This is a genomic window from Patiriisocius sp. Uisw_047 (assembly GCF_047730165.1).
In the GTDB taxonomy this organism is placed as follows: domain Bacteria; phylum Bacteroidota; class Bacteroidia; order Flavobacteriales; family Flavobacteriaceae; genus Patiriisocius.
In genome coordinates, this window is sequence record NZ_CP159834.1 from 1,547,156 (window position 1) to 1,566,896 (window position 19,741).

The 19,741-nt window shown below is 38.8% G+C and carries 8 protein-coding genes; 4 read left to right on the top strand and 4 right to left on the bottom strand.

Translation table 11 applies throughout. The features are described 5' to 3' along the window. Nucleotides 1–80: 80 nt before the first annotated feature. Complete coding sequence (cysS, locus tag ABXT71_RS06955; protein WP_415370616.1) at nt 81–1,562, bottom strand: cysteine--tRNA ligase; 1,482 nt, start codon at nt 1,560–1,562, stop codon at nt 81–83. Nucleotides 1,563–1,870: 308 nt separating this feature from the next. After that, entirely contained in the window at nt 1,871–2,548 is a 678-nt protein-coding gene (folE, locus tag ABXT71_RS06960) for a GTP cyclohydrolase I FolE (RefSeq protein ID WP_415370617.1), read from the bottom strand. A 151-nt stretch (nt 2,549–2,699) separates the two neighbouring features. Here folE and ABXT71_RS06965 point away from each other — a divergent pair, with 151 nt between their 5' ends. The 3 genes from ABXT71_RS06965 (at nt 2,700) to ABXT71_RS06975 (ending at nt 15,488) form a co-directional block, all read left to right on the top strand. Continuing rightward, the gene (locus ABXT71_RS06965) at nt 2,700–3,125 is read left to right on the top strand and encodes a hypothetical protein (protein ID WP_415370618.1); all 426 of its coding nucleotides are present in this window, start codon (nt 2,700–2,702) and stop codon (nt 3,123–3,125) included. 16 nt (nt 3,126–3,141) lie between these two features. Beyond that, nucleotides 3,142–9,594, top strand: a complete 6,453-nt coding sequence (locus ABXT71_RS06970; protein WP_415370619.1) for a T9SS type B sorting domain-containing protein — start codon at nt 3,142–3,144, stop codon at nt 9,592–9,594. Nucleotides 9,595–9,710: 116 nt separating this feature from the next. Further along, nucleotides 9,711–15,488 carry a T9SS type B sorting domain-containing protein gene (locus ABXT71_RS06975; RefSeq protein ID WP_415370620.1) on the top strand — a complete coding sequence of 1,926 codons (5,778 nt, stop codon included), beginning with the start codon at nt 9,711–9,713 and terminating at the stop codon, nt 15,486–15,488. A 73-nt stretch (nt 15,489–15,561) separates the two neighbouring features. Here ABXT71_RS06975 and ABXT71_RS06980 read toward each other — a convergent pair whose 3' ends face one another. After that, the gene (locus ABXT71_RS06980) at nt 15,562–17,073 is read right to left on the bottom strand and encodes an OmpP1/FadL family transporter (RefSeq protein WP_415370621.1); all 1,512 of its coding nucleotides are present in this window, start codon (nt 17,071–17,073) and stop codon (nt 15,562–15,564) included. 17 nt (nt 17,074–17,090) lie between these two features. After that, nucleotides 17,091–18,137, bottom strand: coding sequence for a hypothetical protein (locus ABXT71_RS06985; RefSeq protein ID WP_415370622.1), 1,047 nt, complete (start codon nt 18,135–18,137; stop codon nt 17,091–17,093). Between the two features lie 101 nt (nt 18,138–18,238). Between ABXT71_RS06985 and proS the strand changes: the two genes are divergently transcribed. Further along, a complete protein-coding gene (proS, locus tag ABXT71_RS06990) occupies nt 18,239–19,711 on the top strand; it encodes a proline--tRNA ligase (protein ID WP_415370623.1) in 1,473 nt (490 codons plus the stop codon). Nucleotides 19,712–19,741 lie beyond the last annotated feature (30 nt).

A 19,741-nucleotide genomic window follows, 5' to 3' on the forward strand; every position in this document is an offset into this window, starting at 1 on the left:
TTTGTAATTCCTTTTCGAAAAAGAAATTGAAAAATAACATTAACAGTTTGAAAAATCTTAAATCGTACTTCTAAAATTTATTAAACAGTAAACGTCGTCCCGTCTTTTCCATCTTTTAATTGGATACCGGCTTCTAGTAATTGGTCACGAATCTGATCACTCTTTGCCCAGTCTTTATTGGCGCGCGCTTCATCTCTTAGTTTGATAAGTAAATTAACGGCACCTTCCAGCTTGCCGCTATCTCCCGCACCTTGCGTTGCAATATCTTCTAGTCCCATCACGTCAAATATAAAGGCTTGCATGGTTTCTTTAAGCGTCACACGATCTACATCATTTAGTTTTTCGTTGCCGTCTTTTACTCCATTAATAAACTTAGTAGCTTCAAAAAGTTGTGCAATGAGAATAGGACTATTAAAGTCGTCATTCATAGCGTCGTAGCAAGATTGTTTCCAAGCCTCTACATTCATGCTTGTCATTCCAGAAATAGGAAGGGCATCAATAGAACGGTATCCTTCCATCAATCTGTTAAACCCTTTTTCTGAAGCTTCTAATGCTTCATTGCTAAAATCAAGCATACTTCTATACTGCGCCTGGAACATAAAAAACTTCGCCACTGTAGCGGCAAAAGGCTTACTTAAAATGGCATTGTCACCGCTTATCAATTCATTAGGTAAAATGTTATTACCCGTAGATTTTGACATTTTTTTACCATTGAGGGTTAGCATATTTGTGTGCATCCAGATATTAACAGGAGACGTGTTATTACATGCTTCTGCCTGCGCGATTTCACATTCATGGTGTGGAAACTTTAAATCCATCCCGCCTCCATGAATGTCAAAATTATTACCTAGATATTTAGTGCTCATTGCAGTACATTCTAAGTGCCATCCTGGAAATCCATCACTCCAAGGAGAGGGCCATCGCATAATGTGTCTTGATTCTGCTTTTTTCCAGAGTGCAAAGTCTTGCGGATTCTTCTTTTCAGATTGTCCAGCCAGTTCACGGGTGTTAGAAATCATGTCCTCTAGATTTCGGCCACTCAATTTTCCGTAGTCGTGATCTTCATTAAATTTATTGACATCAAAATAGACAGAGCCGTTTTTTTCATAACCGTATCCTTTCTTGATAATCTCTTGAACGATTTCTATCTGTTCAATAATATGTCCTGTGGCAGTTGGCTCAATACTAGGAGGGAGTCCATTAAATTTTGCCATGGTGTCATGAAAGTCAACCGTGTATTTCTGCACGACTTCCATTGGTTCTATATTTTCTAAACGCGCCTTTTTTGCAATTGGGTCTTCCCCGCTCTCGCCATCATTCTCAAGGTGACCAGCGTCTGTAATGTTACGCACATACCGCACTTTATAATCTAAGTGTAATAAGTATCTAAAAACAAGATCAAAAGACAAAAACGTACGACAATTTCCTAAGTGTACATTGCTGTAAACAGTAGGTCCACAAACATAAAGTCCGACAGCGCCTTCGTTAATAGGCGTAAAAACTTCTTTCGCTTTCGTGAGCGAATTATAAATGTGAACTTGCTGTTTTTTGTATAATGCCATTTTTTCAGTAAATCAGTAAATCAGTTTTTAGTAAGCAGTATTCAGTTTTCGATTGTGGGGTGTTGTGTGTCAGTAAATTTTTTCACTTTGGAAATGCGAGCTAAAATTTTAATGATATACTATTTCCGAAAGTATTATTGTTTGAAATGTATTTATGTGTGTCAATCTGAGTGTCTCGACTGTTCTCAATCTGACAGTGCGCTTTAATTTAAAACTGCATTGACTTAGTCATTTCCGAAGTAGAAAAGGAATTATTTATTTTAATCATAAACTTCCAAATCTCTTTCTATTCTTCGTTTTCGTTTTTATCAGAATTCCGTTTCTAGCTTAATATAATCTAAAAACTCGCGCTTCACTTCTGGGCTTTTAAAAGCGCCACCAAACTCACTCGTCACGGTGCTGCTGTCCACATCTCTAATCCCTCTTGAGTTGACACAGAGGTGCTTAGCGTCTATAACACAGGCGACATCTTCTGTGCCTAAAACTTGTTGCAGTTCCTTAACCACTTGCATGGTAAGTCGCTCTTGTACCTGAGGTCTTCTTGCAAAATAATCTACAATGCGATTCATTTTTGAAAGCCCAACTACAGTGCCTTTTGAGATATACGCAATGTGTGCTCTTCCCACAATAGGAAGTAAATGATGCTCACAGGTTGAGTATAATGTGATGTTTTTTTCGACAAGCATCTCGTTGTACTTGTACTTGTTTTCGAACGTAGAAGATTTTGGTTTTCTGTCTGGATGTAAGCCACCAAAAATCTCTTGCACAAACATTTTTGCCACCCTGTTTGGAGTGCCTTTTAGACTGTCGTCTGTAAGATCTAATCCTAGAGTTTCCAAGATGTGTTGCACGTCTGCTTTTATGCGATTAATTTTCTCTACATCGCTAAGCTCAAATGCGTCGTTACGTAGCGGAGTGTCGCCAGATGTGCCTATGTGTGCTTCGCCAAAAGCTTCAATATCTTTCATTTGTTTTTCTAAATCCATCGCACCAATTTTCGGTTTAAAAATGCTAGCTGCAAAGATAGTCAATCATCACAAGGTTTCTAAAGAACACGAACACATTTTTTCTTGCTTAAAAGCGGCGCTATATCATAAAATTTTCTTAATTTCCCACACGAATTAAATTTTCAATGCTATGAAAAATATAATTACTTCAGCAATATTTCTATTGCTGCTATTTCCGGTGGTATATGCTCAAACGCAGCAACCACCTTCAGAAAAATTTGATCAATATATCGCTGAGGTCTTTATCGGTGATGGTGTCTCTCAAATGTCTCCAGAGACTTTGAAGTATACCTACGTAAAAAAAATGTATGATAACCGAATACATTTCGACTCCTATTCTGCTGTAAACATTGTAGCTAAAGGGTATGAAAACTTATCTTCTGTGCCGTTAAACACGACCTACAATGGAGCATTGCAACGAGATGCAGTATTTGATGTTGCGACCTTCAATCCTTTAAAATATAATTTTGATTATCACGCCCGTGCTGCTCAAGTGTTTGTTTTTGATGGTACCACAACTGTAATGATCATTTATCCCCAATCTATTTCTCAGTAGATAAAAAAACTTAGATATGAAAAAGCTCTTATATATTTTATTTTTAATACCGCTGCTTAGTTTTGGGCAACAAATCCCAATTTCTAACAGTACCGCCACTGTATGCGCGGGTACCTTTGTTGATACAGGGGGTGCTGCTGCAAATTATAACAACAATCAAAATATCACTTTTACTATTTGTCCTGCAACTGCGGGAGATGTCACTAGAGTGAATTTTTCGTTTTTTGAAACGGAATTGAATAATGATGTGCTGAGTGTTTTTGAAGGTGCTACAAATAACCCAGCATTTTTAATCGGAACCTATTCTGGAACAAACAGTCCTGGGAACATTTTAGGTGACTTAGCTATTGATGGCGGTTGTTTAACTTTCAATTTTATCTCGAATGTGGTGTTAAACTCTCCGGGATGGGAAGCAGCTATTAGTTGTACGCCACCCTGTCAAACTGTTAATGCGATATTTGATAGCGCTGACCCACCAGTAGATCCAGTAGAAAATGTGATTTTAGCCTGCCCTAATGAGTCGATTACTTTTAATGGTTCGGGTACTTTTTCAAATCCAGGTGGTGATGTAGGCGCAACGTATGAATGGTTTTTTAGTGATGCCACTTCTTTAGTAGGCCAGACGGTACTAAAGACATTTACGGCTGGAGGTTTTTACGAGGCAGATTTAGTAGTGACAGATAGTTTTGGTTGTGAAAGTACAAATGACATTGGGGTATTTCTTCAAATAGGTACCGAGCCAGATTTTACGGGTACGGCTGCTGAGATGGACCCGATATGTTTAGGAGATTCTGTAGTGATTACCGGAATGGTGGAGCCTGTTCCGTTTGAGGTTAATTGCACAATTCCTGTGGCAGAAATTACTTTTTTACCAGACGATAATGGTACGACGTTCTATGAGACTTGTATTCCTGTAGATTGTTTTAATGCTGGAGAGACTGTTCAAAACGCGAGTGATATCCTTGAGATCTGTTTAAATTTAGAACATTCTTATTTAGGAGATTTAGATATTTTTATTATTGCGCCAGACGGTAATCAGGTTACTTTAAAATCTTTTGGAGCTGGTGGTGGCGGTACTTTTTTAGGATCTCCTATCGAACCAGATACTGACTTAACAGCGGGAACAGGTTTTGATTATTGTTTTGGTGCAGCCGGAACTGTGACACTTGTTAACGGCCCTCAAGTAGCAGTAGATTCTGGCCCTCCTTCAAATACAACAGGAAATGCCATTGCTGCTGGAAATTATTTGCCAGAGCAAGATTTTTCTGCTTTAATAGGAAGTCCTTTAAATGGTGATTGGTGTATAAGAGTAGTAGATAATTTATCAAGCGATAATGGCTATATTTTCTCTTGGTTATTGAACTTTGATCCAGATATCATTCCGGCAGATGCTGCTTTTGAGCCTGTGATTACTAGTGAAGCTTGGGATCCAGATCCAACTACCTTAAACGTGGTGGGAAATAGTATTCTTGTGCAGCCTACCGTAGTAGGGCAAAAATGTTATACGTATCGTGTAATGGACGATTTTGGTTGTGAGCACACACAAGAAGTTTGTATTGATGTATTACCTACGCCTATAGCAAACGAACCAAACGATCTATTAATTTGTGACGATGGTACCAGTGCTGGAACCTTTAACCTTAGCCAGAATGATGCTGTGGTACTAGGGGCTCAAAATCCTGCAGATTTTGTGATTTCCTATTATAACTCGCAAGCAGATGCAGATGCAGGAATGCCGGCAATAGCAGGGTCTGGCGCATACGGTATTACGGGTACGTCAGAATTTATTTTCATAAGAATTGAAGATGCATCTGGGCTGTGTTATGAGACGGCCGAATTTGAAATACAATTCTTGCCTATTGATATTGTAAATCCAATTACAGATTTATTATTGTGTGATGCAGATGCAGATGGGTTCGTGCTTGTAAATATTCCGCAGCAAAAAGATACTGAAATTTTAAATGGACAAGATCCAAATGATTATACCCTAACATATCACAATACTATTGGAGATGCAAATGCAGATATGAATGCATTGCCAGTACCTTATAACGCAACTGCTCCTGGTCAAGTAGTTTTTGTGCGTATAGAAAATAACACACAGAATATAGGAACTTGCTTCTTAGTTGATAGCTTTGACTTAGGTATCTTTCAAGCACCTCCTGCAAATCAACCTACGCTATTCGCCATTTGTGACGAAGTGCCTAATGATGGTCTTGCGGTGTTTAATCTAACGACAAAAGATGCAGAGATAACAGGTGGAAATCCTGATGCAGAGGTTTTTTACTTTGAAACCTTGCTAAATGCACAAACCAATATGGTACCTATTAATCCAGCTAATAACTATCAAAATACGATTGCTGGTTTTCAGACACTCTTTGCGCGTGTGCAAAATATAAATAATGCAGCTTGTTTCAATATCGTGACCTTAGATCTTCAAGTAGATGTTGCTCCGATAATCGCAGATCCTATTACAGATTTTTTCCAATGTGATAATGACGAGGATTTTGTAGAGACTTTCGATCTTACTTTAAAAGATGATGAGATAGAAAACGGATTAGTAGATGTATTTACTACATATTACGACACCCTTGCAGATGCTGAGACAGGTATGAACTCAATACCAAATCCGACGGCTTACACAAGTGGTAGTAATGAAATTTTTGTAGTTGTAGAAAATAATTTGGGTTGTCAGACCATAGGGTCATTTATCCTTATCCTAGGGGTAGTACCTGAGTACGATGTTCCACTTCCTTTTGAACAATGTGATTTTGAAAGTGATGGCATCGAGTTTTTTGATTTAAATGAAAGTAACGAGCAGATTGTCAACGGAGCAATAGGCCTTAGTGTTACGTACTTCGGAAATATGATGGATGCAGAAAATGCGACAAATCCATTAACCCTTCCTTATCAGAGTATGGGTGCCGAGACCGTATGGGTGCGTATTGAAGATGATATCACAGGATGTTATGGTGTTGAAATTATGGAACTTATCTTAGTCCCGTTACCAGCCATTTGCGAACCGGATCCTTTAGTGTATTGCGATACAGATAATGATGGAATTGGAGAGTTTATATTAACAGAGCGTGAAAGTCAAATACGCTGTGGTGACCCTTCAGGAAACTTGGAAGTAACTTTTTATGAGACACAAGCAGATGCAAATAATGCTGCTAACCCTATACTAGATGTGCCTTATTTAAACATTGTTCCTTTTAGTCAAATTGTTTTTGCTAGAATCTCAGATTTAGCTACGGGTTGTTATGATACGGTGGCGTTTGAGTTAATAGTAGGAGACAGTCCGGTAATTAATGCCCCAGACCCAATACTTTTGTGTGATGATGATGGAGACGGCATTGAGATTTTTGATTTAACTTCTGCAGCGTCACAAATACTAGCGGGTTTAACGGGCGGTCCTTATGTTGTGGAGTATTTTGAAACACAGCCAAATGCTGATAGTGGTACGAACCCTATTGTAAACGAAATGGTGTATCCTAACCAACCATCACTTGGGAGTCCGCAGATTATTTACATTGTGGTAACAGATACAACTAATGGGTGTTCTTCACAAACTACTTTAGAGCTTCAGGTAAACTTTATGCCAGCAATTACTGCGCCAGACCCACTTATCTTATGTGAGACTAGCACACCACCAGATGGTATAGAGTCTTTTGATTTGACTCAGGTCATTGCTCAAATTACAGGAGGAGATACTAATATTTTGATTACTTTCTTTGAGACTCAAATCGATGCAGATGCTAACGCAAATGTTATTGCAGACCCTACTGCTTTTGAGAACCAGATTAGTAATCCTCAAGATGTTTTTATTAGAGCAGAAGATTTAACTACAAGTTGTATAGAGACTTCTTTCACTCTTGAAATAAGAGTAGAGAATGCACCTTCGCCGGCGACACCAGACCCATTAGTGGTTTGTGATGATAATAATGATGGTTTTGCATTATTCGATTTAACAGATGCGGCAGTAGAGATTATTGACGGAGAACCAAACGTAGTGCTTTCCTATTACGAGACTCCTATAGATGCGTTTAATGCAACATTTCCTATCGATGAAACAGTATTATATGAAAACCTAATACAAACCATGCAAACTGTGTATGTACGTGTGGAATACATTACGGCGACGGATGATGGTTGTTTCACTATTATTGAGCTTGATCTTATTGTGATTGACAGTCCAGTTGTTCCTTTGTCTTTAGACGATTTAATTGCCTGCGATGATGAAGATATGGATGGTTTTTCTATTTTCGATTTAACCCAGCAGAATATAACTATTTACGGAGATCAAGATCCAGATGACTTTACCTTGACGTATCATTTAGCAGAAATGGATGCGCTAGATGGTGCTCCTATTATTGCAAGTCCAACGATGTATGAAAATACCTCAAATCCACAGACTATCTGGTATCGATTAGACAATAACGATGCAGATAATTTCTGTAGTGCTACTGGGAGTTTTATGTTGCAAGTAGTTGATGGTCCAGAAATTATTGATCTAGATCCTATTACCGTTTGTGATGATCTAGGACAAGAGAATGATGGGATTACCATCTTTGACCTCACGATCTACGATGATCTTATCGCGAATGGCGTTGCAGGATTAAGTGTCCAGTATTTCTTAACTCCAGAAGGATCGCAAGCAAATGAAGACCCAATCTCACCAGCAAACGAGCATATGAATGTGGATGATATGGGGAATGCCATTAATCCTCAAAATATATTTGTTCGAGTATTAGATACAAATTCAGGTTGTGTAGGGTTTACCATTTTAGAATTACGAGTAGCACCCAACCCAGATCCAATTACAGATGTAACGCTAGAGCTTTGTGATGACACTAACTCAGGCGATGAAGAAGAAATATTTGATCTCACAGAGGCAGAAGCACTTATTATAGGAGGCGCTCCTTGGGATGTACAGTATTTTGAGACCTACGAAGACGCGTTTGATATGATGAATGGGATTCCAGATCCTACTATGTATATCAATCCTACAAATCCAGCATCCATTTTTGTTTTGGTTACTAATAATGATACGGGTTGTTTTGAAATTGTAGCCGTTCAATTAATAGTCAACCCATTACCAGATGACACTGCTGTTTTAACTAGTTTAGTTGTTTGTGAAACGCCCAATGATGGCGTTGCAGAATTTGATCTAACTTTAAAGAAAGATGAAGCATTAGGTCCAGACCAAGATCCTGCGGACTTCGAGGTGAGTTATTATGAAACTGCATTAGATGCAGAGATGATGGTCAATCCTATCACGCCTGCAAATATGTATCCTGCGACAATAATACCGGGAATGCCGTTGTTGATTTACACAGGAATCACAAACCTAGAAACAGGATGTTATATAGGAGGTGTTCAATTCTTCGAACTTGAAACGAGAGATGGGGCAACAGCAACTACGCCTGCAGAGCCATACACACTTTGTGATACAGAAGGAGCTAATGATGGTTTTACAGTTTTTGATTTATCAACATTAGATGATGAAATACTAGGTGTTCAAGATCCTACTATCTACGGAGTGCTTTATTACGAAACGCTCGAGAACGCGTTAGAGGGTATAGACCCAATAACACCAAAAACAAGTTATACAAACATCATTAACCCACAAGAGATTTACGCAACCCTTACCAACGCATTATCTGAATGCAGCGAAACGGTAGTTGTAATCTTAAATGTAGAACAGTTGCCTTTCTTTGAGCTGCCAGAAACATTTAGACTGTGTGTAGATGAGAATGGAAACCCTATACAAGAAGACTCAGGAGAGGAAAGTCCACCAACTTTTGGGATCGATCTCGATGAAAACTTATATGTCTTTGAATGGACTTTAGATGGAGCTGTACTTGAAGGGGAGATAGGAAACACTATTACAGCCGTGGCTGGAGGAGTATATCAAGTAACTGCCACAGAGATTGCAACAGGGTGCAGTGCAACGGCAATGACTACAGTAACCTTATCTGCACCTCCTATCAACTTTAGCGCACGCTTAGTTGACGGAGCGTTCTCCGGAAGCAATACGGTAGAGGTTGTCACCGAAGGAATAGGGACCTATGAATACAGTATAGGAGATGGCCCATTCCAAGAGAGTGCTATCTTTGAGAATGTAGTAGCAGGTTCACAAATGATTACTATTAGGGATGTGAATGGTTGTGGAGAAGCAACCTTTAAGTTTGGAGTGATTGATTACGATCGCTTTATGACACCTAACGGAGATGGCTTTAATGATACTTGGAACATAGAATCTATTGCGAGTTTTGATCTTACGGCAAATATTTACATCTTTGATAGGTTTGGAAAACTTTTGAAGCAATTAAGTCCTTTAAATGATCTAGGGTGGGATGGGACCTATAATGGTGCGGCAATGCCATCAAGTGATTACTGGTTCTTAATAGAATATACCGAAGACGATACAAGAAAAGAATTCAGAAGTCACTTTACTTTAAAGAGATAAGAATATAAATTAATAGTTAAAACCCTTTTGATTTTTCAAAAGGGTTTTTTTTTAATTAAATATTTATAAAAATAATCCTTATTTTTATAGATTGAATTTTGCTAATTCAGTTTGCTATGAAAAAAATAATTACACTTTTATGTGTCCTTTTTACAGGGGTGCTGTTTGCCCAACAGGTCACTTTATTTGAACAATTTAATGGACAATATGATTACCTCGCTTTTGGTAATACATTAAATCAAGCAGAAAATAATGCAGATCAAACATTTTGCGCAATACTAGATTCCAGTAGTGCTAATTTTACATTAGCGGCAGGTGAAACTTTGGTTTCGGCGCATCTATATTGGGCTGGTTCTGGTCCCGGAGATTTTGATGTAACTTTAAATGGAGCTAGCATTTCAGCAACAAGAATGTTTAGTACTATTTTTGATCCAGGAGGTCAAAATTTAGAATTTTTCGCTGGCTATGCAAATATTACAACACTGGTTTCACTTGTTGGGAATGGTGTTTATACATTTTCTGATTTAACGATTCCCGATGCTATTCTTCAAGATTATTGTGGAAACAGGACTAATTTTGCAGGCTGGGCGGTTACTATAATTTATGAAGATACGTCACTTACACAAAACCAAGTAAACCTCTACGACGGTCTTGTGAGTGTAAATCAGGTAAATACAACTTTAAGCATTACCATTGATAATATTGAAGTGGCATCAAATATGCTTTCAAAAATCGGATTCTTAGCTTGGGAAGGAGATTTAAATGCAGCCATGGGTGAAACCTTGGTTGTCGAGGGAACTCCTATTTCAAGCCCACCATTAAACCCTGCAAACAATTGCTTTAACAGTACAAATAGTTTTACTGGTTCTTCAGAATTGTGGAACATGGATTTGGATTTTTACTCCTTAGAAGATATCTTGATGTCTGGCGATACCCAGATTCAAATTGACTTAACGTCAACGCAAGATTTAGTTTTAATTAATAATATTGTCACGGTTGTAAATTCTGAAAATCCAGACGCAACTATTGTCATAGACAATGTTGGGGTACTCTGTGATAACAACGATCTCGAAATTGCCTACACCGTTTTTAATGTTAATTCCACAGATGTACTTCCAGCAGGAACACCTATTGCATTCTACCTAGATGGAGTGCTCTTTGGACAAATAGTCACTGCCACCGAAATTCCAATTGGTGGCTCAGAAATGGGTTCAGTTACCTTTAATTTTGCGCCAGGATCTACACCTGTTGTGTTTACCTTGACAGCGGTTGTGGATGATGATGGTATTGGGAATAGCACAGTAGATGAGACAAATGAGGATAATAATGAGTTTGAGATAGTAGTAGATCTCTCATTACAAGGGCCTAATCTTGGGCCAGATATTTTTCCCTGTGATAATGATATTGTAATAATTGGGGATGATTTTGGTCCAGAGTTTACCTATGAGTGGTTTTTTAATGGAAGCCTAATTTTTGGAGAAACCGGTCCCTTTGTCACTGTCTTTAATTCTGGGACTTATAAGGTAGAAGCCTTTAGAGGAATTTGTTTTGTAGAAGATGAAATTGAAGTAACGTTTCAACCATTGCCTACCGCAACGCAGCCTACACCTTTAAGGGCCTGTGACCTGTTTCCTAATGATGGCTTTGCTATTTTTAATCTAACAAATAAAGATGTAGAAATTACCAATGGCGAATTAAACACTTCTGTCACCTATTTTCTATCAGAGCAAACCGCTATAGATCTTATGTTTCCCATTGCTAGTCCCGCGAATTATATGAATGCTGACATAAATTTTCAGACTATTTTTGCACGGCTTGAATATTCGGTGACGGGATGTTATGATATAGTAGAACTTGATTTGATTGTAGATTTCGCTCCAGAGATCGCAGATCCTATTACAGATTTTTTCCAATGTGATAATGACGAAGATTTTGTAGAGACTTTCGATCTTACTTTAAAAGATGATGAGATAGAAAACGGATTAGTAGATGTATTTACTACATATTACGACACCCTTGCAGATGCTGAGACAGGTATGAACTCAATACCAAATCCGACGACTTACACAAGTGGTAGTAATGAAATTTTTGTAGTTGTAGAAAATAATTTGGGTTGTCAGACCATAGGGTCATTTATCCTTATCCTAGGGGTAGTACCTGAGTACGATGTTCCACTTCCTTTTGAACAATGTGATTTTGAAAGTGATGGCATCGAGTTTTTTGATTTAAATGAAAGTAACGAGCAGATTGTTGACGAAGCAATCGGCCTCAGTGTTGCGTACTTCGGAAATATGATGGATGCAGAAAATGCGACAAATCCATTAACCCTTCCTTATCAGAGTATGGGTGCCGAGACCGTATGGGTGCGTATTGAAGATGATATCACAGGATGTTATGGTGTTGAAATTATGGAACTTATCTTAGTCCCGTTACCAGCCATTTGCGAACCGGATCCTTTAGTGTATTGCGATACAGATAATGATGGAATTGGAGAGTTTACACTTACAGATGCAGATGATCAAATACGTTGTGGTGACCCTTCTGGAAACTTAGTAGTAACCTATCACGAAACACAAGGGGGGGCAAATGCAAATACAAATGCTTTAGATTCTCCTTATTTAAACATTGTTCCTTTTAGTCAAATTGTTTTTGCTAGAATCTCAGATTTAGCTACGGGTTGTTATGATACGGTGGCGTTTGAGTTAATAGTAGGAGACAGTCCGGTAATTAATGCCCCAGACCCAATACTTTTGTGTGATGATGATGGAGACGGCATTGAGATTTTTGATTTAACTTCTGCAGCGTCACAAATACTAGCGGGTTTAACGGGCGGTCCTTATGTTGTGGAGTATTTTGAAACACAGCCAAATGCTGATAGTGGTACGAACCCTATTGTAAACGAAATGGTGTATCCTAACCAACCATCACTTGGGAGTCCGCAGATTATTTACATTGTGGTAACAGATACAACTAATGGGTGTTCTTCACAAACTACTTTAGAGCTTCAGGTAAACTTGATGCCAGCAATTACTGCGCCAGACCCACTTATCTTATGTGAGACTAGCACACCACCAGATGGTATAGAGTCTTTTGATTTGACTCAGGTCATTGCTCAAATTACAGGAGGAGATACTAATATTTTGATTACTTTCTTTGAGACTCAAATCGATGCAGATGCTAACGCAAATGTTATTGCAGACCCTACTGCTTTTGAGAACCAGATTAGTAATCCTCAAGATGTTTTTATTAGAGCAGAAGATTTAACTACAAGTTGTATAGAGACTTCTTTCACTCTTGAAATAAGAGTAGAGAATGCACCTTCGCCGGCGACACCAGACCCATTAGTGGTTTGTGATGATAATAACGACGGGTATGCCTTTTTCACGTTGACAGATAGGGAAGATGAGATTATTAATAATGAGCCTAATGTGATTCTAAGCTATCATGAAACCGTGATAGATGCAGAGAATAGTACGAATGCCTTAGACGTTACAATGGACTACAGTAATATAATCCAATTTATGCAAACGATATTTGTGCGTGCTGTGTACAATCCAGTAAACATGGGTAATGGGTGTTATTCGATTGTAAATCTTGATCTTATTGTGATTGACAGTCCAGTTGTTCCTTTGTCTTTAGACGATTTAATTGCCTGCGATGATGAAGATATGGATGGTTTTTCTATTTTCGATTTAACCCAGCAGAATATAACTATTTACGGAGATCAAGATCCAGATGACTTTACCTTGACGTATCATTTAGCAGAAATGGATGCGCTAGATGGTGCTCCTATTATTGCAAGTCCAACGATGTATGAAAATACCTCAAATCCACAGACTATCTGGTATCGATTAGACAATAACGATGCAGATAATTTCTGTAGTGCTACTGGGAGTTTTATGTTGCAAGTAGTTGATGGTCCAGAAATTATTGATCTAGATCCTATTACCGTTTGTGATGATCTAGGACAAGAGAATGATGGGATTACCATCTTTGACCTCACGATCTACGATGATCTTATCGCGAATGGCGTTGCAGGATTAAGTGTCCAGTATTTCTTAACTCCAGAAGGATCGCAAGCAAATGAAGACCCAATCTCACCAGCAAACGAGCATATGAATGTGGATGATATGGGGAATGCCATTAATCCTCAAAATATATTTGTTCGAGTATTAGATACAAATTCAGGTTGTGTAGGGTTTACCATTTTAGAATTACGAGTAGCACCCAACCCAGATCCAATTACAGATGTAACGCTAGAGCTTTGTGATGACACTAACTCAGGCGATGAAGAAGAAATATTTGATCTCACAGAGGCAGAAGCACTTATTATAGGAGGCGCTCCTTGGGATGTACAGTATTTTGAGACCTACGAAGACGCGTTTGATATGATGAATGGGATTCCAGATCCTACTATGTATATCAATCCTACAAATCCAGCATCCATTTTTGTTTTGGTTACTAATAATGATACGGGTTGTTTTGAAATTGTAGCCGTTCAATTAATAGTCAACCCATTACCAGATGACACTGCTGTTTTAACTAGTTTAGTTGTTTGTGAAACGCCCAATGATGGCGTTGCAGAATTTGATCTAACTTTAAAGAAAGATGAAGCATTAGGTCCAGACCAAGATCCTGCGGACTTCGAGGTGAGTTATTATGAAACTGCATTAGATGCAGAGATGATGGTCAATCCTATCACGCCTGCAAATATGTATCCTGCGACAATAATACCGGGAATGCCGTTGTTGATTTACACAGGAATCACAAACCTAGAAACAGGATGTTATATAGGAGGTGTTCAATTCTTCGAACTTGAAACGAGAGATGGGGCAACAGCAACTACGCCTGCAGAGCCATACACACTTTGTGATACAGAAGGAGCTAATGATGGTTTTACAGTTTTTGATTTATCAACATTAGATGATGAAATACTAGGTGTTCAAGATCCTACTATCTACGGAGTGCTTTATTACGAAACGCTCGAGAACGCGTTAGAGGGTATAGACCCAATAACACCAAAAACAAGTTATACAAACATCATTAACCCACAAGAGATTTACGCAACCCTTACCAACGCATTATCTGAATGCAGCGAAACGGTAGTTGTAATCTTAAATGTAGAACAGTTGCCTTTCTTTGAGCTGCCAGAAACATTTAGACTGTGTGTAGATGAGAATGGAAACCCTATACAAGAAGACTCAGGAGAGGAAAGTCCACCAACTTTTGGGATCGATCTCGATGAAAACTTATATGTCTTTGAATGGACTTTAGATGGAGCTGTACTTGAAGGGGAGATAGGAAACACTATTACAGCCGTGGCTGGAGGAGTATATCAAGTAACTGCCACAGAGATTGCAACAGGGTGCAGTGCAACGGCAATGACTACAGTAACCTTATCTGCACCTCCTATCAACTTTAGCGCACGCTTAGTTGACGGAGCGTTCTCCGGAAGCAATACGGTAGAGGTTGTCACCGAAGGAATAGGGACCTATGAATACAGTATAGGAGATGGCCCATTCCAAGAGAGTGCTATCTTTGAGAATGTAGTAGCAGGTTCACAAATGATTACTATTAGGGATGTGAATGGTTGTGGAGAAGCAACCTTTAAGTTTGGAGTGATTGATTACGATCGCTTTATGACACCTAACGGAGATGGCTTTAATGATACTTGGAACATAGAATCTATTGCGAGTTTTGATCTTACGGCAAATATTTACATCTTTGATAGGTTTGGAAAACTTTTGAAGCAATTAAGTCCTTTAAATGATCTAGGGTGGGATGGGACCTATAATGGTGCGGCAATGCCATCAAGTGATTACTGGTTCTTAATAGAATATACCGAAGACGATACAAGAAAAGAATTCAGAAGTCACTTTACTTTAAAGAGATGAGTCTTCTTATAAAGAAGAAAAGCCGTTCCCGCTTTAAAGTGGGGACGGCTTTATGATGTGACAAAGTTTTATGTTAGAGATTGAATCCTACAGTGAACAGGATATTGTTCTCTATGCGCTCAGTGGCTATATCGTTTGCTAGGCCATTATAAACTACTTGAGAGTTCGATTGCTCTGCAAAAGAATAACCGATATCGAAAGTGTAGTTTCCGAAGTTATAACCAAAACCTAATGAAAAACCACTAAGGTCATCAAGTTCCGTTTTATCCTTATATGGGCTTTCTTCAAAACGAGTCCCAGCTCTAAATCTCATGTTGTTATAGCGATATTCTCCCCCTAACTTATAAGTAGCCGCGGTGGTCAAGTTATTTGATATTTCAGAATTAAGCGTTTGAAATGGTGTTTTATTATTAAGAATCTCTAAAGAAATATTTGAATAATCTTTCACAGCATAGTCAAAACTGATCAGACCCTTTTTACCAAAAACATAAGCAGCTCCCACTTGTAACTTTCCGGGAGTTTTTAATTGATGTGTTTGAAAAACATTTACAACTCCAGGGTCTAGTCGTAAGTCACGATCTTCAAGATCTGAAACAGTACCAAGAAATTGTGTTGTTTCTTCAGATATCTCATACCAAGTTGGAGTTTCATAGCTAATACCTATTCTCATATTGTTTTTGATTTTGGCGATAGCTCCTAGTTGAGCAGAAAAGCCACTTCCCAGCGAAATTAAATTTTCCTCAAATAAAACAAAATCTACAGTTGCGTTTGTCTCATTGTTATTTTCTTGAAACGTTTTTCGTTCGCGATATTCAATCGTATGAGAGTTTAGGTTGATGCCAAAATATAGATTTTCTGTATATTGCGCTCCTATATTTAGGGTATACTTGCCGCTATAGCCAGAAGTTTGTTGTGTATACTCTTGATCAAAACTACTTCCATTTACCGCATTGAGATAAGAGGTGTTAGAAGGGACATCCTCAACTGGGTCAATTAAAAACCCTTGAAACCCTAGAAATGCATTTTGGGCAGCAACACCTTCAGTTTCTCCTAAGAACGAATATAATTCTGTAATGGTCTCAACGCCCTGTAGCTGCAATAATTCGAGCGGAATTCCTTGTGCTGCGTTTAAGAAAAAGTTTGAAATAGATGTGTTGCTTAATCCATTAGCTGTTAGAAAATTGTCATAATTATTTGTATTGTCAAAATTGAGGCCAATAGTAAATTTTTTCCAAGGTGAGTTTTCGTCTTGGTGATTAAAAACAAAAACACCACCTGCTTGATTAAGTGCGGCGTCTGTTTCAATGCCTCGAGCTAGCGTATTTCCGTAGAAAGTATCATTTGATTTATCTAAAATGCCTAGCGTAACCGAGCCACTGCCAGATAAAAAAACGGCGCTACTTGCCGGATTGATTCCTACAGAAGTTAAATCACCGCCAAGAGCTGTGAAGGCACCGCTCATAGCGAGATATCTCGCAGTGCCAATAGGTTCATCGGTGCTTGATCTTACTACATCTTGTACGTTTTGGGCATTAGATAAACCCACGACTAGAAGTGTCGTGAGTATTAATATATTCTTTTTCATATTATCTTGCTTAATTATTATTGTCCGCCACCTCGTTTTGAAGTGCCGCCAGATCTTCCAGAAGAGCTTCTACTGCTGCTACTCGATCTTGAGACTCCGCCACTTTTAGAGCTGCTGCTTGGGCGTGAAGGTCGCGTCGTTGGTCTTGTGCTTGAAGGCTTAGATCTTACAGAAGGTTTTGAAGTGCTTGGTCTAGTGCTTGAAGGACGCGTGCTGGAGGGTTTCATTCTTGACGTGTTCAGTCTCGTTCTAGTGCTATTTGGTCGCTCTGTTGACATTCTTGTTGACCTTGAGTTACGCGTCGCGTTGTCACGTCTGTTAGACAGCGTATTTCTATTATTTGAACGCCCTTGAGTTCTGCCTAAATTTCCTGTATTCCTTCTTGAAGCATAATCATAGTTAGAACGCCCACTATAATTATCTCTTACGCCTTGGTACGCATACCCATTACCGAAACCTCCATTGCCATATGGGTTGTTGTAGCAATATGGATTCCCATAATAACCACCGTAGCCCCAGAATGGATTGTAGCCATAACCATAATAACCACCATAAAAAGGACTCCATACGCCATATCCAAAACCTATAGCCCAGCCTGGTCTAAAGAAGTAATTGTTGTAGCCCCAGTAATTATAATATCCGTAATTCCAATAGTTATAATTTCCCCAGCCGTTGTTATATACATTTATAGTAGCTTCTGTATCGTTCTCTCCCCAAGCTCCATAGCCTTCGTCATACTCTTGCGAAACCACATATCCGTCCTCATCTAATGTTTCATAGGAAGAGTATGCTTCTACATCTGTAAAAACAACGTCTTCTTCTTCTTCTTCTTTCGCGAGTGCTTCAATATTTTGAGCCTTTGTTTTAAAATATTGTTGGTAGTAACTGTTTTTATTTTCAGAAACGACTACCTCTTCTTCTTCTGTTGAAGTATCGCTGCCGTAAATGCCATCTTCCATTCTTGTAGTGTTGTTGTAGGTTCCACAAGAAGCTAAAAGTAAAATAGTTAAGAGCGCTGCGAGGCCTTTTAAATTGTTCTGTAAGAGCGAGTATAATGGTTTCATAACTTTGTTTATTTAATTGTTCGGCAGTATAAAAATAGGTAGTTTTGCCGAGAACTATGTACATTTAACTTAATCACAACATTTGTGCCAATATACTGACTATGGGTAAGAATTTAACGACAAGAGAAGAAGATTATTCAAAATGGTACAACGAGCTGGTTATCAAGGCAGATCTCGCTGAAAATTCTGGGGTGAGAGGCTGTATGGTAATTAAGCCATATGGATATGCTATCTGGGAAGCAATGCAGGCGCAGCTGGATAAAATGTTTAAGGAAACGGGTCACCAAAACGCGTATTTTCCACTCTTTATTCCGAAGTCATATTTCAGCAAGGAAGCGAGTCATGTGGATGGTTTTGCAAAAGAATGTGCTGTAGTTACTCATTACAGATTAAAAACTGCGGAGGATGGGAGCATTGTGGTTGACGAAGATGCAAAACTCGAAGAAGAACTTATCGTTCGTCCAACTAGTGAAACTATTATTTGGGACACATACAGAAAATGGGTGCAGTCGTACCGTGATTTACCATTGTTGATTAATCAATGGGCAAATGTGGTGCGATGGGAAATGCGAACGCGTTTATTTTTGCGTACCGCAGAGTTTTTATGGCAAGAAGGCCATACTGCACACGCTACTAAAAATGAAGCAGTAGCAGAGGCAGAGCAAATGATGAACGTGTATGCAGAATTTGTTGAAGATTATATGGCTGTACCAGTTGTGAAGGGTATAAAGACCGAAAGCGAGCGATTTGCAGGAGCTTTAGAGACATATTGTATAGAAGCATTGATGCAAGATGGAAAAGCCTTACAGGCGGGTACATCTCATTTTTTAGGTCAGAATTTTGCGAAAGCTTTTGATGTAAAGTTTGCGACTAAAGAAGGAAAACAAGAATACGTCTGGGCAACATCTTGGGGAGTGTCTACACGATTGATGGGAGCGCTTGTGATGACACATAGTGATGATAAAGGATTGGTGTTGCCTCCTAAGCTAGCGCCATATCAAGTAGTAATTGTCCCTATATATAGAAACGACGAGCAGTTTGATGCAGTAAGTGAGGTGGCAAATAAATTGATGGCTGAATTGCGATCTAAAGGAATACGGGTAAAATTTGATAATAGAGACACGTACAAGCCGGGTTGGAAATTTAATGAGTACGAACTAAAAGGCGTTCCTGTACGAGTTGCAATTGGTCCTAAAGATTTAGAAAATGGAACTTTTGAAGTAGCAAGAAGAGATACTTTAACAAAAGAAGTGATGTCTAAAGAGGTGATCATCGATCGTGTAGTTGGTTTGATGGACGAGATTCAAAACAACTTATTTGCCAAGGCAATCGATCATAGAACGACACACACGACTGAGGTTGAGACCTATGAAGAATTTAAAAAGCTTTTAGAGGAGAAAGGTGGTTTCTTTTCGGCGCATTGGGATGGTACTAGTGAAACAGAGGAGAAGATTAAAAAAGAAACAAAAGCGACCATAAGATGTATTCCTCTTGATGACAACAATGCTTCGGGAAGGTGTATGGTTACTGGGAATCCGAGTGTGAGGCGTGTGCTTTTTGCGAAGGCTTATTAAAAAAAACAAAAAAACTTTAACTAGCATTTG